Genomic DNA, 18,741 nt, shown 5'->3' with positions numbered 1-18,741 from the left:
AAAGCAATCATTTTTTTGCTATCTCTTCTAAAAAACCTATTTTATTATTGATTCTATAATTAAATGAGTTTTTAAAGGAGTTTATTAAGAATTCTATAATGAAGTTTCTTAAAAATTAAGTGTCACAATTGGCGTTTAAGATACGATTAATTATCTATTAATACCATTGTCTTGTAAAGAGTCTTAAGAGCGTGTTAATGTCTAAAGTGACAATAAATCTAATTTTTTGATCGTAATTATCATCGGCAATCTCCCATCCTAAATTGGAATAAACAGGAAAGTAAAGTTCGAAATAATCCTGAACTAAACTTACCCTGATTCCTGAATCATAGAGAAATTCAGCATTTTGACCTTTGTTTTTAACCAGTCCCACATCTCCATAGGCAAAGACCCATTTCCAGATATTGGTATTTGCGTTTAAGGTGGTAATCCATTGATTTGCATATTCGGGTTGTAACTGCGATTTAAATCCACCTTCTGCCGGGATAATTTGTTGACTGAACAAGCCACTGGCCTGACTTCTTCCGTAATAATTATAATCAAAAAGATAATCGGTTGGACGGTCTAGTGCAAAACTGAAATAATCATTATCCCTTTCATCGCTATAAATAAAGGTACCGGCAAACAACCTGAGATTTATTTGCCTGTTGCTCTTAAAAAGCTTTCTGTATTCCAGTTCCAGGGCAATTTTGCTGAAATTTTTCGCGATCTGGTAATCGATCCCGGCAGAGATATGATCTACCAGGTTTGTATCGCTGTAATTGTAGCGAATATTAAAAACATTGTACTCGGGTTGTTCAACAGGATTAAACGGGTCAAGGTCCTGTTTAACGTTCACATTCCGCAGGAAAAGACTTTGACGCTCGTTATCCCGTAAATATGAATTCCTGAAATAGAATCCCAAATAAGGCGTGTGCTTTTCATAGAACAAATCATATCCATAGGAAAAACGCGTACCGCTAATTCCGTAGCGCAGTGCAAAAAGATCCTGATCATCATAAAAATGGGTATTGGACAGTGATGCAGATCCTACAATGGTTTTGCTGTGAAAGCCAAATTTCGGGGAAATCTTAAAATCAAAATTTCGGTTAAGGATCGTCTTATTATATAATTTAGGACCTATGGCGATACCATCATACAGGTTGTATGAAACTTCAGGCATGAAGAATAACTGGTTATATCTTGGATCTTCCACATCCTGTAAAAGTCGGAATTGAATGGGCTTATTCAGAAGTTTTGTCACTGCCCTATAATTATCCCGTTGATTTATTTCGGGAATTTCACCTTCATAATTAAGTGCCAGCCGGTCTATACTATTTCTTGGGATTGTTACTTCCTTGAATTCTTCAATGTTTTCTACCCAGGTTTTATAAACTATTTCGCCGTCTTTAAGGCCATAAAGCGAGACGGGCATGTCATTGTTTCTTTTATTTTTTATGGTAACCTTTAATGAGTCCGGAGATTTTTTTAAACCAGAAATTTTGAAATCGATTTTCTGGTTTGTTTTTACAAAATCTTCATAAAACCAGGAAATGTCTTTTTGTGAGTTTTTTTGAAGTATCCCGAGGAAATCATGTTCACTGGAAGGTATCAGGAGGTTTGTCTTATAAAATTCAGAAATGGACTTTTTAACAGCATCTGATTCCAGAAATTCCTCAACATATTTTAAGCCCGTTCCGGCTTTATAGGAATTGGCGATATTCTGATTAAATTTAACCAGGGAATCCTGTGCTGTGGAAAGAGGCTGATTCAGGTTCATTCTGGCCATATGAAGGTATAGAAACGGATACTGATCGTTAAATTCAAGATCGGCCGCATGAAACCATCTCACACCTATAATATCGCTTAAACTTCCAAGTACTTTCATCTTAGGATAATAGGTGTCCACATAATCCCGCATCAATGATATTTGAATGGCATCATATACCCATTGCTCTTTTCTTGGATTAAGAAGGATTGTGTTTTTAAGATATTGATTGGTAATAGCCTTTAACTGCTTGATATCGTACTGAAATCCGTCTGGGAAAGGCCGGATGAACCTTGGCAATTGATTTAACCCATAAACCGGGTTATTAAGGTAATCTTCCCTTGTAACCATTATGCTTTCGTGGGGATAGCTGCCAAGCCGTTGTTCCAGGTATTTAAGGATCCTGTCCAGTATAAATCCCTTCATTTGAGGGTTTAGTTCTTCATCTTCAAGATTGGTCACTACCTGTTTCTCGTTTACAAGGATAGCATCAAATACATAGGATTTAGTGAGAAACAAATCTGAAGTAACTATATTCTCGCCAGATAAATAAGTGGTTTTATATTTGTCCTCCGTCACAAGTCGCTCTTTTTTTAGCGGAGAAGCAACATATAAATAAGGACGTGTGGAAAGTTTAATATTGATATTTGCAGGGGCTGCATATTGATTTCCAAGGTTTTTATCACTGTATAACTGCCACTTCCCATTATACACTGCAGGAGTGATGTACCAGTATTTAAGTTTATAATTTCCCAAATCGTCATACCCAAATCGGGTAAATTTTTCGGAAGGAACTTTTACCTGGTAGAGTAGATTGATAGTTGTTTTTTTACCCGGCAATAGTGATTGGGCTAAATTCACACGGATTAAATCCGGATTTCCTCCCGGCCGTTCCCAGGAGTACGTCTGTACATTTTCATCAGTTATACTGTAAATTTTCGTAGATCCCCGTTCCCCTGCTCTTGCAAAATGGAATCTTCGAATGTAGTCTTCAGCAAATCGTTTGGCCAAAGGAGTGCTTTTGTCTTTATAACTGTTGGCCCAATCATTTAGATATATCGCGGTGAGCGTATCCTCGCCCGAATTCTCGTATAAGATTTCCTGCTGAATATTAAATGTTTGAGTGGAATCATTTAAAACCGCGGTTATATTCATGGTTGTTTGCCCAAGGCAAGTACTCAGGGCAAACAATGGGAATAGAAACGCTAAATTACCTTTAAGATTCAATAGGTACGGATATTAAAAAATTAGTAAATCTGGGGGTATGGTTATTTTTGCTTAAAAATAATTAAAGAAATAAAAATAGCAATTAAGTCCTTATTAAAAATTAGGGCTTAGATTATATTCATCATAGAATTTATCCAGGATCTCTATTACTTCATCTTCGGTATCTACCAGTTGAACCAGATCTATATCGCCATCGCTGATGTTTTCAAAATCATCCTGAAGTGTTTTACGTATCCAGTCCAGCAATCCGCCCCAATATTCTGTTCCTACCAAAATAATGGGGAATTTATCTATTTTATTGGTTTGAATAAGGGTGAGCGCTTCAAAGAGCTCATCAAGTGTACCAAATCCGCCGGGCATCACAACGAATCCCTGGGAGTATTTAACGAACATCACCTTACGAACGAAAAAATAATCAAAATCCACATTTTTATTTGAATCGATGTATGGATTGTCATGTTGTTCAAAAGGCAGGTCAATGTTCAATCCTACGGAAGTTCCGCCCGCAAGATGTGCACCTTTATTTCCCGCTTCCATAATTCCGGGCCCACCTCCGGTAATCACTCCATAGCCGTGATCTACTATTTTTTGGGCTATTTTTTCGGCTAATTTATAATATTTTTGGTCTGGTTTTGTTCTGGCGGAGCCAAAGATGGAAACGCAGGGGCCTATCTGGCTTAGTTTCTCATATCCTTTTACAAACTCTCCCATTATTTTAAAAATGGCCCAGGAATCATTGGTTTTTATTTCATTCCAGGCTTTAGTTCCTCGTTTTGCTCTCATTAATTTTTTATATTTTAATCCCTCCTTGAGGGTTTATTTCTGCGAGGCCGAATCTTTCAGGCGGGCCGGCCTTCCTCAAATTTTTATAAGTATTTTTCTCCCGAATTATCGGGCCATACCTTGTGGGCCTGCACTTAGGTTTTTGATTGTAATTCTTTTCTCAGGTATTGTGCGGTATAACTCTTTTTATGTTTAGCCACTTGCTCCGGAGTTCCGCTTACGATAACTTCCCCACCATTTTTTCCGCCTTCGTATCCAATATCGATTATATAATCGGACATTTTGATCACATCCATATTATGTTCAATAATCACGACGGTATTTCCTTTATCGGCTAATCTATTTAAAACATCCATCAAAACACGTATATCTTCAAAATGAAGTCCTGTAGTAGGTTCATCTAATATATAAAATGTATTTCCGGTATCGCGTTTTGAAAGTTCGGTAGCCAGTTTTATCCTTTGGGCTTCCCCTCCGGAGAGGGTGGTGCTTTGCTGGCCTAATGTAATATATCCCAGCCCAACATCCTGTATGGTTTTTAATTTCCTGTAGATCTTTGGAATTAGTTCAAAAAATGGGGTTGCCTCATTTATGGTCATTTCCAGTATATCTGAAATCGATTTTCCTTTATATCGTATTTCCAGGGTCTCCCGGTTAAACCGTTTTCCCTGGCAGGTTTCGCATTCCACATAAACATCCGGCAGGAAATTCATCTCGATCACCCGTAAACCTCCACCTCTGCATGTTTCACATCTACCTCCTTTTACATTAAAACTGAATCTTCCCGGCTTGTAACCCCGAATCATCGCTTCAGGTGTTTTTGCAAACAAGGTTCTTATTTCAGAAAAAACCCCTGTATAAGTTGCAGGATTAGACCGGGGAGTTCTTCCAATAGGAGATTGGTTAATGTCTATAACTTTATCTAAATGCTCCAGCCCTTTTATGCTTTTGTAAGGCATTGGCTCTTTTACGCCATTAAAATAAAAGGCATTCATAATAGGGTAGAGGGTCTCATTGATAAGCGTGGATTTCCCGCTTCCTGAAACACCTGTAACGGCAATCATTTGCCCTAATGGAATTTTTATGGATACATTTTTAAGGTTGTTTCCGGTAGCCCCTTTTAGAATAAGATATTTTCCATTTCCTTTTCTTCGGTCTTTGGGAACTTCAATCTCCATCGTGCCATTTAAATAGTTGGCGGTAATGGTATTATGTTTTTTTATTTCTGAAGGGGTTCCCTGGCTAATTATTTCACCTCCGTGTCTTCCTGCATGAGGGCCAATATCTATAACGTGATCTGCCCGTTCTATCATATCCTTATCGTGTTCAACCACTATAACAGAATTTCCAAGATCGCGCAATGAAATTAGCGAATTGATGAGTTTTTCATTGTCTCTTTGATGGAGTCCAATGCTCGGTTCGTCCAGAATATACAGGACACCAACCAATTGGGAACCTATTTGAGTGGCGAGTCTTATACGTTGTGCTTCCCCGCCTGAAAGGGATTTTGATCCTCTGTTAAGGGAAAGATAGGTTAAGCCTACATCCACCAAAAACTGAAGTCTTATCTTTATTTCTTTTATTACTTCGGAAGCGATTAAAAGTTGTTTTTCTGAAAGCTTATCGTTTAAATTCTCAAACCATTCGGCCAGATCTGTGATGTCTTTTTGAGCCAGTTGAGCAATGTTATGATCTTTAATCCTGAAATAAAGCGACTCTTTTTTAAGTCTGCTTCCTTCACAATCCGGACATTCAATTTTGTCCATATATTCCTTTGCCCAACGTTTTAAGGACGTTGAATCATTGTTGTTAAAGGTGGCTTCAATAAAAGTAGCTACACCTTCAAAATCTATTTTATAATCCCTGGTGATCCCAAGGGTTTCAGATTGTTTTGAAAACTTTTCCTTTCCTCCAAACAGGATCATATCCAGTGCAGGTTGCGGAACGGATTCTACGGGATCACTTAGCTTAAAGTCAAATCTTTCTGCGATGAGTTCCAGCTGAGAAAAAATCCAGTTTTTCTTTTGTGGGCCGTGTGGGGCAAGTGCACCCTTCTTAATGGAAAGTGTTCTATTCGGAATAAGTTTATCGACATTCACTTTATGCAGGGTGCCTATTCCGTTACAGGTAGGACAGGCTCCTTTTGGGGAGTTGAAGGAAAAGTTGTTTGGCTCTGGATTGGGGTACGAAACCCCGGAAGTGGGACACATTAAATTTCGGCTAAAATAGCGAATATCGCCACTTTCCTGCTCCATTATCATCAACACATCTTCCCCGTGATACATCGCGGTTTTTATGCTCTCCTCCAGTCTTTTCTGGGACTCCGCTTTTTCATCGATCTTCAGGCGGTCCACCACGATCTCAATATCATGCATTTTATAACGGTCCAGCTTCATTCCCTTTACCAGGTCGCGTACCTCCCCATCTGTACGTACTTTTACAAATCCCTGTTTTGAAATTTGCTCAAAGAGTTCCCTGTAATGACCCTTCCGGGAACGCACCACGGGAGACAGAATGCTGATGCGTTTACCTTTGAAGTTTTTAATGATAAGGTCCTTGATTTGCTCATCATTATAACTCACCATTTTTTCGCCGGTGTTATAACTATAGGCATCTGCGGCTCTTGCAAAAAGCAATCTCAGGAAATCATAGATTTCAGTTATGGTACCAACGGTACTCCGCGGATTTTTACTCGTGGTTTTTTGTTCTATTGCAATCACGGGAGAGAGTCCTTCGATCTTGTCTACATCCGGACGCTCCATTCCGCCAAGAAACTGACGGGCATAGGCCGAAAAAGTTTCTATATACCTGCGTTGTCCCTCGGCATAAATGGTATCGAAGGCAAGAGATGATTTTCCCGATCCTGAAAGCCCTGTAATAACAACCAATTTTTCGCGGGGTATGGTAACATCTATATTTTTTAAATTATGAACCCTGGCCCCTAATACTTCTATATTCTCTTCAGCTTTAGCCATATTTTTCCTCAAGTGGGCAAAGGTACTTAAACTGTTGCTAACTAAAAAGAAAGCCTAAACATGGCCTTGTTAATTAATAGGTAAATTCTTTAGCACATATTAAATAATAAAGAAGAAAAAATTTATAAAAAATGGGTTTTATTACAGAATATGACGTTTTTTAAAGGTGTGAAATTGTTAATAAATCCTAGTAGAGGAAGTCAATGTTAAAAAAACAAGGATTTAATCCGAAGTTTAACTTTTTAGAACAAGATTTTAACAACCTGCTTGTCAGGATAATATTACTTAAATTTTAGAGGATTTATAGGTAATTTCCCCTATATTTATAATATCAAACTCTCCCCAATTTTTTTTGCATCGTACCCTACAGATGTTATTTCAACTCCAAAATTAAAATAATACCCCTGTTTTTTTGTTAATCCCCCCGGATTATTTTGTGTCCTCTAAAGGCACGCACCTATTATTTATCCTCCCGAATCTCAGTTTGTATAAATCTGAAAAGGCTTGATATGTATTTAAAATTATTTAGGGATGAAAACAGAAAAAAAACATTTGTTGATCATCAGTAGTCAGAAAAATTTGATTGCTGATTTGAAAGAAGGCTTGAGTCTTCAATTTATAGTTCACACAGTGAATTCCCTGCACTCCGGATACTCTACTGCATTAAAGCTTTTACCGGATATTATCCTGATAGATCAGACCTCGTTAAATTTAAAAAGCCTTAAAAACCTTGGGAATTTTAGGTCTACGCATTTCCTGAAAAAAAGTCATTTAATAATTTATGGAGAGGCTTTGGAAAGATCCTTAATTGAAGAGCGGTTTAATGATTTGGTAGATCAAATTTTTTACACATCCATTTCTACAAATTGTCTATGTGATGAGTTGCTGGAACTGGTAACGAAGGATAGGACCTTGACCAATTACTGGAAAGATGCTTTTTTAGGTCTCTTTAATATCATGGAAAATCCGGTAGTACTGTTACAGCAGGAAAATATCATCGCGATGAACGATGCCTTTAGACACAGTTTTAAAGTACAACAAACCGAAGGACTTAAGCTTACCGATTTTGTTCATTGTGAGAATAAAATCAAAGTTAAAACGAGCTTGCGAAATTTTTCCAGGGGAAAGCATATGCAAGCCAATACAAAAACCTCGTTACGATTAAGTAACGGGAAAATTCGCGAAGCCAAAATCAGTTTTTCCAAACTTGATAGAATGATAGATGGTCAACTTATTATGATGATACATTATTCAGAAAAATTCAAATTAAGCGACCAGGTAGGTAGTACATCAGATTTGGTAGAGAAATGTTTCGAGGAAAACAGCATACATACCACTTTCAATTTCAGTAAAAGAGAAAAAGAAATCATTATGCTTTTGTGTAAGGGATATAAAACGAAAGATATTTCAGAAACCTTGTTTATTTCGCCAAAAACTATAGAAAAGCACAGGGCTAATATCATTAAACGCACCAATTCTGAAACAATTCTTGAAAGCATTATTTACGCGATTAATCACGATTTAATCAATGTAAAAGTCACCTGAAAGGAACTATGATTAAAAGAATGGGTGAATTCACCCATAGCTTTCTCACAATATCAAATCTATATTTACTTGTAATAAGATTAGCCCCCCTCAAAATCTTATGCTTTAAAATTCCCCACATAACAGTTTTATTAAATAGAGTTTTATCCCATGTATTGGGTGTCTTTATAAAATTTTTATTAACCATTCTAATTATTAATCTAAACTATTTAAATCATGAAAAATTTTAAAAATTACGTTGCCTTTCTGGCAATTTTCGCAATGATCTTTACTAGTTGTAGTAAAGATGAAACGGCAGTCGATCCTAATGTCCAGGAAACCTTCCAAATTCAATTTGGTACGTTGCTGAATGATTTTAACAAACAACAACAAGATCCTGTGGAATGCCGTGATGCAGACCCAGCCTATGTTTTAGTTGCATTAACCGATGACAGTGATGCTTGGGTAGCAAATAAGAACCCGGAAGCCCCGGGTGCAGATGCTGATGATTTTATCAAGATCAACATCAAAAATAACAGCGGAAGTTGGGAAACCGAATACTCCGAAGACTTGGGCTTACCGGCAGGTACCTACCAATTAGAATATTTTATAGTGTATAGTGCCGATCACCAGGTATTATGGGTAGCTCCCCGTGAAGGAGGTGCCTATGCCGGAAGTGTGGGCGATCCTTTGCCACAGGAAATTGTCCTGGGCGCAGGAACCAAGCCTTATATTGAAGTGGATGTATTGTGCTTTGTTCCACGAGAGGAAGAGGCCTTTGGTTATATTTTCTTCGATATTAACCTAATAGAGGTAGAGAACAACTATTGCATCTTCGTGAACTATTGTGATGACGAGACCGGTAGAGAATACCCAGCGTTGTTCGAAGTTGATGTTTGGGCAGATGGTTATGATGGCTCTGAGGTTATTGTAGATGGAGAAATGAATTCAGTTTCTGGCGCGGGCAATAGTTTTGCAGCCACTGTATTGTGTTTCCCATTATCTCCATTAGGAGAAGGAGAATTGTATTATGTAAGAGTAACTGTACTAGATGCCGGAGCTTATGATGCAGATGCTTCAGACTTCTTTGAATTCACAATTACTCAGGCGGATATCGATGCACAATTATTGCAAACTCCTCGATATGAACATATAAGGATTAATTGTGGTGATAACCAAGGGGATTGTCCTGTAACTCCCCAAGATCCTGATGGCGATTGTAAACCAGATAACGACTGTGTTGGAGCAGAATGTGATAATTGCCCAGGAGTATTTAATCCAGGTCAGGAAGATGAGGATGAAGACGGGATAGGAGATGCCTGTGATGATTGTGATGACAGAGATTCTGATGGTGATGGTTTCGAAAATTGTATTGATCAATGTCCAGATGTTTATAGCACAACTAATAATGGTTGTCCAATGGATGATCCGAATACTGGGTGTGGTACAGCTTTCATGTTTGGGGATACAGAAATAAAGGACATTTCAAAATCTAATCGTTGGGGTTGGGCAGAAAATTTTAATACTGCCGATGGCACTAGTCAAACGTTTGATTTCTGGAGAGGAGCAGGTCAAAATGATTTAAGTAAAGGAACAAAGGCAGGAGAAGTTACTATAACTGCTACTGGTAATCAAGTAGAATTTGACATAGACCTAGAACCTGGTTTCACAATTTCAGATCTTCATGTTTATTTAAGTGAAGAAAATCCGGGAAATATTGCTAAGAGTCCAGGTCAATACAACCGAAACGATGAGGTTGGGGATAGTGATACAAGTTTCACTTTAACTAGAACCAGTGATGATAGTAGTTTCTGGGTTATTGTTCATGCAGGTGATACTTGTAACAATGATGATTAATTTTTAAAATATCCATCCGTTGTAAAATTTACAACGGATGGTTTTTAATTGTCCAAACAAAACGAATATTCTTTTATTAACCATTCTAATTTAATCTAAACTATTTAATCATGAAAAAATTAAATTATCTTTTAAGTTATATCGCGATCCTGGCATTGCTCTTTACTAGTTGTAGTAAAGAAGAAACGGCAGTCGATCCTAATGTCCAGGAAACCTTCCAGATTCAATTTGGTACGTTGCTGAATGATTTTAACAAACAACAACAAGATCCTGTGGAATGCCGTGATGCAGACCCAGCCTATGTTTTAGTTGCATTAACCGATGACAGTGATGCTTGGGTAGCAAATAAGAACCCGGAAGCCCCGGGTGCAGATGCTGATGATTTTATCAAGATCAACATCAAAAATAACAGCGGAAGTTGGGAAACCGAATACTCCGAAGACTTGGGCTTACCGGCAGGTACCTACCAATTAGAATATTTTATAGTGTATAGTGCCGATCACCAGGTATTATGGGTAGCTCCCCGTGAAGGAGGTGCCTATGCCGGAAGTGTGGGCGATCCTTTGCCACAGGAAATTGTCCTGGGCGCAGGAACCAAGCCTTATATTGAAGTGGATGTATTGTGCTTTGTTCCACGAGAGGAAGAGGCCTTTGGTTATATTTTCTTCGATATTAACCTAATAGAGGTAGAGAACAACTATTGCATCTTCGTGAACTATTGTGATGACGAGACCGGTAGAGAATACCCAGCGTTGTTCGAAGTTGATGTTTGGGCAGATGGTTATGATGGCTCTGAGGTTATTGTAGATGGAGAAATGAATTCAGTTTCTGGCGCGGGCAATAGTTTTGCAGCCACTGTATTGTGTTTCCCATTATCTCCATTAGGAGAAGGAGAATTGTATTATGTAAGAGTAACTGTACTAGATGCCGGAGCTTATGATGCAGATGCTTCAGACTTCTTTGAATTCACAATTACTCAGACGGATATCACTGCACAACTTTCCTTAGTGCCAGCTTATAGACATGTTAGAATTAATTGTGGAGATGATGATAATGGAAACGGTGAATGTGATCCACTGGACCCAAATGATGATTGTAATGGTAATGATATACCCAATAAATGCGATCCGGAGGCTGCAAATTATGATAATTTTGATTGTGATGGTGATGAAGTTAGAAATTTGGATGATGATTGTCCAGATGTAGCAGGTACCCTACCAAATGGATGTGTGGATGAAACAGATCCTTGTGCAAATCTGCAAGCTGTTTGTAGTATTCCTCAAACAGAAGAAGATCTAGAAGTAGGATGTGCTTTTGCTTATTTTGACTCTGATAATCAGGATGCGTTTCTAAAAATTGAAAATGCTGAAACTGGACTTCTCTTAGAGAATATTATAGGAGATCCATATGGAAGTGTTAATACTTCACTAAGTAATGGGGATGTTAGCCTAAGTATAGATGGTAATTTTCCAGATGACTTAATAATAGCCTATGAGATTGAAGTAAGACCAAGCAATCAAGATGGTAGTATGAGTGCAAGCTGTTGGGAATCTTCTTGTGATCCAGATGTGATAGCTTTTGATTCATTAAATAGAGAGCAAGCTGCAATTGATTTATCATTTTCGACTTTTAATTATTCTTATCCTTATTATATAAGAGTTAAAGCTATTTCCTGTGCTGCATCAGCAAGTGGGCCATAATAGCAAGGTTGGATAAAGATTAACTTTCGCGGATTAGTCAACCGGGGGGATGACGTGTTCGCTGAGTTAGTTTTATTAATCACCAATAGTTATTATTAACTAGATGGTGTTAATAGAAGAGGCTGTTCAGAAATTTCTGGACAGCTTTTTCTATTTTAAGAAAAGACAAAATTGCCTTTTCAGATCTGTTTGATAAGAAACAACTAATTCATATCAAATTGTTAATACCGGTGAATGCTAAAAAGCAAGGATGCTAATTAAAGCCAATGATATTAATTGATTATGTGAATTAATGGTTTAATATTTAACATAGCTCTTTTTGGAGATTTCTTAAAATCAAGTTAAAAAAATAGTGCATTTCATCGATTTTTTTTGCATTTGAAATTTTTTATGCTTTATATTGCTCTTGCTTAAGTAATAACACTTTCATTTTCTCCCCCCAATCTTGAAGTGTTACAAGAATTGTTGGAAATTTATTTTTTTTTTGAAACTTAATGGTATTTTCCTAAAATTTAGTTAATATCCTTTTTTAAGTTTAAAAAATTAAGTCATTTTTTATTAAATCCTAATATGTAACCACCTGAACGTAAAACCTTTGTGTTCATTTAGGATTCTTTTATTGGAATGAACTTTGAATGACCCCGATGTGAAAAGATTTTTTAACCCCCGAACAGTTAAAAAACCAAAACTGTTCTAACAAAATTTTGACCCCAATTATGAGAAAATGGAATTTAATGCTATTACTACCGGCCTTAGCTATTCTATCCTGTAGTAAAGACTCAGTAAACGAATTAGAAGAAACGGAACAGCAATTAATCACAGAAGAACTCACAGCAAATGTAGAAGTGGCCTATCCCGATGAGTTGGGAAAGGTTTCAGATGTTTATTTTGCAGGCAAAAAAATCACTGTAGAAGAAATAGATGGTGATTATATTTATGAAGGAGACATCATCCTTTCTAATGATATGATAACTTCTCAAGATGTAAAATTGGTTTACGAAAAAGGAGAAATGCCGTCTCAACAAAAGAGTGTTGGTAGAACTTCCGGAAGATGGACTAATAACATAGTGTATTATTCAATAGATGGCAGTTTACCTGATAAAAACCGGGTTTATGATGCAATTAAGCACTGGGAATCTAATACTAATTTGACTTTTGAAGAACGTTCCGGTCAATCCAATTACATTTATTTCACATCCGGATCAGGTTGTTCCTCTTATGTAGGAATGGTTGGAGGTAGACAAAATATAACTTTAGCCAGTGCATGTTCTACCGGAAACACAATTCATGAGATTGGCCACGCTGTGGGGCTATGGCACGAGCAGAGTCGTGTTGACCGTGATAAACATATTAAGATCAATTATTCAAATATTCAAAGTGGGAGAGAGCATAATTTTAAGACCTATGCAGAAAACGGATCTGATGGAGATGAGTTTACTTCTAATCTGGATTTTGGGTCTATTATGCTATACAGCTCATATTCTTTTTCCAGCAATGGCCAACCTACTATTGTTAAATTAGATGGTAGTACTTATAGCGCACAAAGAAATGCACTTTCTTCTGGAGATAAAACAGGTCTTAATGCTATGTATCCAAGTGGTGGATCCACAGAACCTGTAGCTCCTAAGTATATAAATGGTGAGTATTATGTTATTTATGGTTTAACAGTTTTAAGACATAACGATGCTTGGTGGTATTATTCACGTACGTATAGTATGTGGAGAGAAGTGGAATTGTTGAGCAATAACCGTTGGTACTATGCTAGATAGGTTAAAATATAAATAATAATTAAATCCGAGATTTTTTTAAATCTCGGATTTTTTTTTATCAAATACTGTGTAGAAGCGTGTAAAATCCCAACAGTGGTTTGAATCCCCCGATGACTGCCCATAGCTGGGGCAGGTCTTCATCCGACTTCCAAATAATAGCTTCCTTCGCACCCTGTGAGATTGCTGTCTCCTTCAAAAACATAAATGTGTGGTTTACACATAAGTACTGTGGAAAAATTCCCCAAAAAAATGTTAAATTTAAATTTCCTGACTTCCCAAAAAAATCATAATTAAAAATTATGAAAATTTTTCAAAACCCCAGAAATGGATTTCTGCGAAATATTAGAAACCAATAGCCGTATCATCTCCGCGCTTATCTGCACCACCTTCCAGTTTCCCATTCGGGAGTTTAAGAATAGCATCTACTTTTCCCAATATCCTGGAATTACCTTCCTGAACATTATAGCCTTTCGCTTTTAATTTTTCCAGAAGTATTTTATCAAAAGCATTTGGTTCAAACCAAATCTCATCCGGCAACCACTGATGATGAAAACGGGGAGCATTTACAGCCTCTTGCATTCCCATATCAAATTCTGCCACATTGAGAATGGTTTGCAGTACCGAAGTTATTATAGTGGAACCTCCCGGTGTTCCAACCGTCATCCAGAATTCGCCATTTTTTTCAACAATTGTAGGGGTCATAGAACTTAACATCCTTTTTTCAGGAGCTATAGAATTTGCTTCCGCCCCTATCAAACCAAACATATTAGGAACTCCGGGTTTTGCGCTGAAATCGTCCATTTCATTATTCAGAAAAAAACCTAATTCCTCAACATAAAGTTTGGAGCCATAAGCTCCATTTAAAGTTGAGGTAACAGCGATGGCATTTCCAAATTGATCTACGATAGAATAGTGCGTGGTTTCCTCACTTTCATAACCGGGAATTTGACCATGCTCTAAACTTGAGGAGGCAGTAGCCTCCTGAAAACTAAAACCGCTCATCCGATTTTTTAAATATTCGTCACTGGTGAGCGTTTCCACAGGTACTTCGTAAAAATCGGGGTCGCCTAAATAAAAACTCCTGTCGGCATAAGCTCTTCGCTCAGCTTCCGTGAGTAATTGAATGTATTTTAAATTATTATGCCCAAAATCTTTTACAGGATATGGATCGATCATTTTCATAATTTGCGCTAAAGCAATTCCACCACTGGAAGGAGGTGCCATAGAAATTATTCTCAGGTCTTTATAATTAAACGTTACAGGTTCTCTCCAGACTGTTTCATATTTCAGCAGGTCTTCCAAAGTGATGATCCCGCCATTATCCTGAATGAATTTAACAAGAGTTTCACCCGTGCTGCCTCCGTAATATTCATCCCTACCGTTGAGCATGATCTTTTCTAAAGTCCTTGCCAGGGCCGGATTTTTTATGGTGTCTCCGGCCGAATAATTTTTAGTATAAAGGATCTCCTCACTGTTAACCTTTCTAAATTCTGACTTGTAATTATTCAAACCTTCCGCCTGCCCTTGGGTAACGGCATATCCTTTTTTTGCCAGTTCAATTACCGGAGTAAGGATTTTATCAAGAGGTAAGGAGCCCAGTTTTTCATGAACAGAAAATATTCCGGCAACAGTTCCGGGTACTCCTATAGCGAGAGAACCTAACTGACTTTTTTCAGGAACCGGATCCCCGTTTTCATCCAGATACATATTTTTTGTGGAAGCCAAAGGTGCTTTTTCCCTGAAATCAAGGCTTCCTATTTCTCCATTAGCTTTTCTGAAAACCATAAAACCACCACCGCCAAGGCTTCCCGCAAATGGGTAGCTTACTGCCAGAGCCATTTCTGTAGCAACCATAGCATCAAAAGCATTCCCGCCTTGTTTCATGATATCGGCTGCAATTTTTGAAGCTTCTGCACGTGCCGAAACCACCATTGCTTTGTCTGCAATAAGTCCAATTTCCGGAATTTTTTCTACAACCGTTGGTGGGGTAGTTTTACAGGAGTAAAGCAGACTGATGGCAAGGAATAAAATAATCTTTTTCATAGTTATGGAATGTTTCAGTTGTGATTAAAGTTTAGCGATTTCTTCGGAACAAAAATTTTCCAAATCAGTAAAAAAGGATCTGAATTCTTCTTCAAATTCAGAATAATATAGTTTTAATTCGGTGGTGGCAAGCTGCATCTGGGATCTGTTTTTTGTGCGTTGATCCATTTGAAAAAGGATTTTCCCAATCCCTTCAATAGTAGCATAATTCAGCAACCAGTTATCACGGATCATATATGGAAGGAAATGCTTAACTCTCTTTGGTAAAAGCTCAAAATTTTCATTTAAGAGTTCATAAAATTCAGCTACATATTTTTCCAGCGGTACATTTGAATATTCACTCCAGTTGGCGGCCAGGAAATGATCATATAAAATATCAATAATTACAGCGCTATAATGGCTGTAAACCGGGAATAACCTATGAACACTTTTTTTTACCACCGGATGAGAATCTGTAAAAGTATCGATTGCCCGGTGTAGAATGATTCCGTTTTTAACTTTTTCCGGGAAGCCAATAAATTTGCTGCCCTTTACAGAGTCGGCTATAAAATTGCCGATCTTCAATTGCTCGTCCTCTCCGGAAAGATAAATATGTGCCAGGTAGTTCATCCGGACAAGGTACTAATTTATGTGTTTTCCTGTTTAATTTCTGTTAAGTTTAGGACATAGGTGGTAGAGGCTTGTATATTTGTCTTTTTATGAAACGAGAACAAAGTTAGAAAGTTAGAAAGTTGGAAAGTTGGAAAGTGGAAAAGAGAGTAACCCCAGATTCCAAAATTTTAAACCGCAAATTATAAATTATAAAATAAAAAAATGAGTTTAATAAAATCAATTTCAGGAATAAGAGGAACCATTGGAGGTAAACCGGGAGATAATCTTACTCCGTTGGACACCGTAAAATTTGCAGCAGCTTATGGAACCTGGTTAAAAAATGCTATCCCGGGTAAAAAACTTAAAGTGGTTCTTGGCAGAGATGCACGAATAAGCGGGGCGATGGTGCAGAATCTGGTGATGAACACGTTGGTTGGGATGGGAATTGATATTGTGGATATCGGCCTTTCAACTACCCCAACTGTTGAGATCGCAGTTCCAAAGGAAAAGGCTGATGGAGGGATAATTCTTACTGCCAGCCACAATCCAAAACAATGGAACGCATTGAAATTGCTTAATGATAAAGGAGAATTTTTAAATGGAGCTGAAGGCGAAAAGATCCTTATAAATGCTGAAAATGAAGAGTTTAATTTTGCTGAAGTTGATGATCTTGGCAAAATCAGCGTGATTGAAGATTATATAGACAGGCATATAAAAGAAGTTTTACAGCTTAAGCTTGTTGATGCCGACGCGGTTTCCAAAGCCGGGTTTAAGGTAGTTGTTGATGCCGTGAATTCTACCGGAGGAATTGCTATTCCTGCATTGCTGAAGAAAATGGGCGTTGAGGTTGTGGAATTATATTGTGAGCCAAACGGTCATTTCCCCCACAATCCCGAACCTCTAAAAGAGCATTTGGGAGAGATCTCAAAGCTGGTTGTCAGGGAAAATGCAGATCTGGGGATTGTGGTAGATCCCGATGTGGATCGCCTTGCCCTTATAGATGAAAAAGGCCAGATGTTTGGCGAAGAATATACCCTGGTTGCCTGCGCAGATTATGTGCTTTCCAAAACACAGGGATCTACTGTTAGCAATCTCTCCTCATCGCGAGCCTTAAGGGATCTAACCTTAAGCCATGGGCAGAAATATCAGGCCAGTGCCGTGGGCGAAGTGAACGTCGTTCAGTTGATGAAGGATACCAATGCAATTATTGGGGGAGAAGGAAACGGAGGGATCATTTACCCTGAATCTCATTATGGTCGGGACAGTTTGGTAGGAGTAGCTTTGTTTTTGACCTATCTGGCAGAAAAGAAAATGTTGGTTTCAGCTTTAAAGGAATCCTATCCACAGTATTTTATGAGCAAAAATAAGATAGAATTAACTCCGGACCTGGATGTAGATGAAATTTTAAGAAAGGTTCAGGAAAATCATAATTCAGAAGAGATCACTACAATTGATGGGGTAAAGATAGATTTTGAAGATAATTGGGTGCATTTGAGAAAATCAAATACAGAGCCTATCATCAGAATTTATACAGAAGCAAAGAGTGAAAAGGAAGCTGAAGAGCTTGCTCAAAAAATGATCACGGAAATAAAGAAAATTGCGTTCTAATTTCGTTTATAGATAACAGCTTTTTTAGGGATGGAAGCATTTCGATGCTTCCATCTTTTATGGGTCCACAGGTAATATTCAGGAGCCTCGTGGATCTGTTGTTCCAAGTATTCCAGGTAATTGTTTGTTATTTTAAAATCGGGTTCTTCTTTGGGATTACAGGTTATTGGCTTAAAAGTAGCATGATAATAGCCCCGGCCAACTTTTTCTACGTGGAGGTAAATAACCGCCATATCCAGATCTTTTGCGAGTTTCTCTGCACCCATAAAAACGGGAACCCTGCTACCCATAAATTCCGTCCAGTTTCTTGCCCTGCTCAGCTTTGGAGATTGGTCTGCTACCATCGCATAAATTCCCAGTACTCCTTCTTTTTGGTATTTAGCAATAGTTTTGGTGGCGGAGGTAGTAGGAATTAATTCTCCATCAAATCTTCCCCGGATATCCTGGGCCATTTTGTTGAAAAACCTGTTTTGTATTTTTTTATAAACCCCGAAGCCTTTATAATCAAGTCCGTACAATTGCAGCGCATTCATCCATTCAAAGCTGGCGTAATGACCACACATCATGATTATACTTTTATCCATTTTCCGGATCTTTTCAATCTCTTCGATATTGGAAAATGTAAACCTGCGTTTTAATTCTTCATTTGAAATAGAAATGCTCTTTATCATTTCCAGAAACATATCACACATATGGCTGTAAAACCGAATACTTATCTTCCTGATATCTTCTGAAGATTTCTCCGGAAATACGAGTTCCAGATTTTCTGTAACGGTTTTCTTTCGATAACCTATCACGTGATAAACCAGGAAAAAAACAAGGTCGGAAACCTTGTAGAAAAGGGGGAATGGCAAACGTGAAATAAGCCATAAAACAGGGTAAACCAACCAAAAAACTAATCCTTGCATCCACAAAAC

General features: G+C 37.8%; 11 protein-coding genes. 5 read left to right on the top strand and 6 right to left on the bottom strand.

Translation table 11 applies throughout. The features are described 5' to 3' along the window. Window positions 1-157 precede the first annotated feature (157 nt). From ACKGJN_RS05930 to uvrA, 3 genes are all read right to left on the bottom strand, one after another. A complete protein-coding gene (locus tag ACKGJN_RS05930) occupies window positions 158-2,902 on the bottom strand; it encodes a gluzincin family metallopeptidase (protein WP_409538532.1) in 2,745 nt (914 codons plus the stop codon). A 165-nt stretch (window positions 2,903-3,067) separates the two neighbouring features. Further along, entirely contained in the window at window positions 3,068-3,757 is a 690-nt protein-coding gene (locus ACKGJN_RS05925; RefSeq protein WP_409538531.1) for an LOG family protein, read from the bottom strand. Window positions 3,758-3,891: 134 nt separating this feature from the next. Next, the gene (uvrA, locus tag ACKGJN_RS05920) at window positions 3,892-6,732 is read right to left on the bottom strand and encodes an excinuclease ABC subunit UvrA (RefSeq protein WP_409538530.1); all 2,841 of its coding nucleotides are present in this window, start codon (window positions 6,730-6,732) and stop codon (window positions 3,892-3,894) included. Between the two features lie 531 nt (window positions 6,733-7,263). On the opposite strand from uvrA, the gene ACKGJN_RS05915 reads away from it, so the two are divergent. The 4 genes from ACKGJN_RS05915 (at window position 7,264) to ACKGJN_RS05900 (ending at window position 13,582) form a co-directional block, all read left to right on the top strand. Beyond that, window positions 7,264-8,277, top strand: coding sequence for a response regulator transcription factor (locus ACKGJN_RS05915; protein ID WP_409538529.1), 1,014 nt, complete (start codon window positions 7,264-7,266; stop codon window positions 8,275-8,277). A 378-nt stretch (window positions 8,278-8,655) separates the two neighbouring features. Further along, window positions 8,656-10,113 carry a hypothetical protein gene (locus ACKGJN_RS05910; RefSeq protein WP_409538528.1) on the top strand — a complete coding sequence of 486 codons (1,458 nt, stop codon included), beginning with the start codon at window positions 8,656-8,658 and terminating at the stop codon, window positions 10,111-10,113. 110 nt (window positions 10,114-10,223) lie between these two features. Continuing rightward, complete coding sequence (locus ACKGJN_RS05905; RefSeq protein WP_409538527.1) at window positions 10,224-11,813, top strand: hypothetical protein; 1,590 nt, start codon at window positions 10,224-10,226, stop codon at window positions 11,811-11,813. 716 nt (window positions 11,814-12,529) lie between these two features. Then, window positions 12,530-13,582, top strand: a complete 1,053-nt coding sequence (locus tag ACKGJN_RS05900) for a M12 family metallopeptidase (RefSeq protein WP_409538526.1) — start codon at window positions 12,530-12,532, stop codon at window positions 13,580-13,582. Between the two features lie 342 nt (window positions 13,583-13,924). On the opposite strand, the gene ggt is transcribed toward ACKGJN_RS05900, so the two are convergent. Both ggt and ACKGJN_RS05890 read right to left on the bottom strand, forming a co-directional pair. Then, window positions 13,925-15,625: a gamma-glutamyltransferase gene (ggt, locus tag ACKGJN_RS05895; RefSeq protein WP_409538525.1), complete on the bottom strand. Its 1,701-nt coding sequence runs from the start codon at window positions 15,623-15,625 to the stop codon at window positions 13,925-13,927. Window positions 15,626-15,649: 24 nt separating this feature from the next. Next, complete coding sequence (locus ACKGJN_RS05890; protein ID WP_409538524.1) at window positions 15,650-16,234, bottom strand: acyl carrier protein phosphodiesterase; 585 nt, start codon at window positions 16,232-16,234, stop codon at window positions 15,650-15,652. A 204-nt stretch (window positions 16,235-16,438) separates the two neighbouring features. On the opposite strand from ACKGJN_RS05890, the gene glmM reads away from it, so the two are divergent. Beyond that, window positions 16,439-17,824 carry a phosphoglucosamine mutase gene (glmM, locus tag ACKGJN_RS05885; RefSeq protein WP_409538523.1) on the top strand — a complete coding sequence of 462 codons (1,386 nt, stop codon included), beginning with the start codon at window positions 16,439-16,441 and terminating at the stop codon, window positions 17,822-17,824. Here glmM and ACKGJN_RS05880 read toward each other — a convergent pair. After that, entirely contained in the window at window positions 17,821-18,732 is a 912-nt protein-coding gene (locus ACKGJN_RS05880; protein ID WP_409538522.1) for a lysophospholipid acyltransferase family protein, read from the bottom strand. The two genes, glmM and ACKGJN_RS05880, sit on opposite strands and share 4 nt — an antisense overlap. Window positions 18,733-18,741 lie beyond the last annotated feature (9 nt).

The organism is Gillisia xinjiangensis, from assembly GCF_046298265.1.
Classification (GTDB): Bacteria; Bacteroidota; Bacteroidia; order Flavobacteriales; family Flavobacteriaceae; genus Gillisia; species Gillisia xinjiangensis.
This window is presented reverse-complemented; position numbering and strand designations above follow the sequence as displayed.

What these genes read in the sequence shown, in the direction of transcription:
- ACKGJN_RS05930 (WP_409538532.1), bottom strand. Translation starts at nt 2,902, where the DNA reads ATGAATATAACCGCGGTTTTAAATGATTCCACTCAAACATTTAATATT.
- ACKGJN_RS05925 (WP_409538531.1), bottom strand. Translation starts at nt 3,757, where the DNA reads ATGAGAGCAAAACGAGGAACTAAAGCCTGGAATGAAATAAAAACCAAT.
- uvrA (WP_409538530.1), bottom strand. Translation starts at nt 6,732, where the DNA reads ATGGCTAAAGCTGAAGAGAATATAGAAGTATTAGGGGCCAGGGTTCAT.
- ACKGJN_RS05915 (WP_409538529.1), top strand. Translation starts at nt 7,264, where the DNA reads ATGAAAACAGAAAAAAAACATTTGTTGATCATCAGTAGTCAGAAAAAT.
- ACKGJN_RS05905 (WP_409538527.1), top strand. Translation starts at nt 10,224, where the DNA reads ATGAAAAAATTAAATTATCTTTTAAGTTATATCGCGATCCTGGCATTG.
- ACKGJN_RS05900 (WP_409538526.1), top strand. Translation starts at nt 12,530, where the DNA reads ATGAGAAAATGGAATTTAATGCTATTACTACCGGCCTTAGCTATTCTA.
- ggt (WP_409538525.1), bottom strand. Translation starts at nt 15,625, where the DNA reads ATGAAAAAGATTATTTTATTCCTTGCCATCAGTCTGCTTTACTCCTGT.
- ACKGJN_RS05890 (WP_409538524.1), bottom strand. Translation starts at nt 16,234, where the DNA reads ATGAACTACCTGGCACATATTTATCTTTCCGGAGAGGACGAGCAATTG.
- glmM (WP_409538523.1), top strand. Translation starts at nt 16,439, where the DNA reads ATGAGTTTAATAAAATCAATTTCAGGAATAAGAGGAACCATTGGAGGT.
- ACKGJN_RS05880 (WP_409538522.1), bottom strand. Translation starts at nt 18,732, where the DNA reads ATGCAAGGATTAGTTTTTTGGTTGGTTTACCCTGTTTTATGGCTTATT.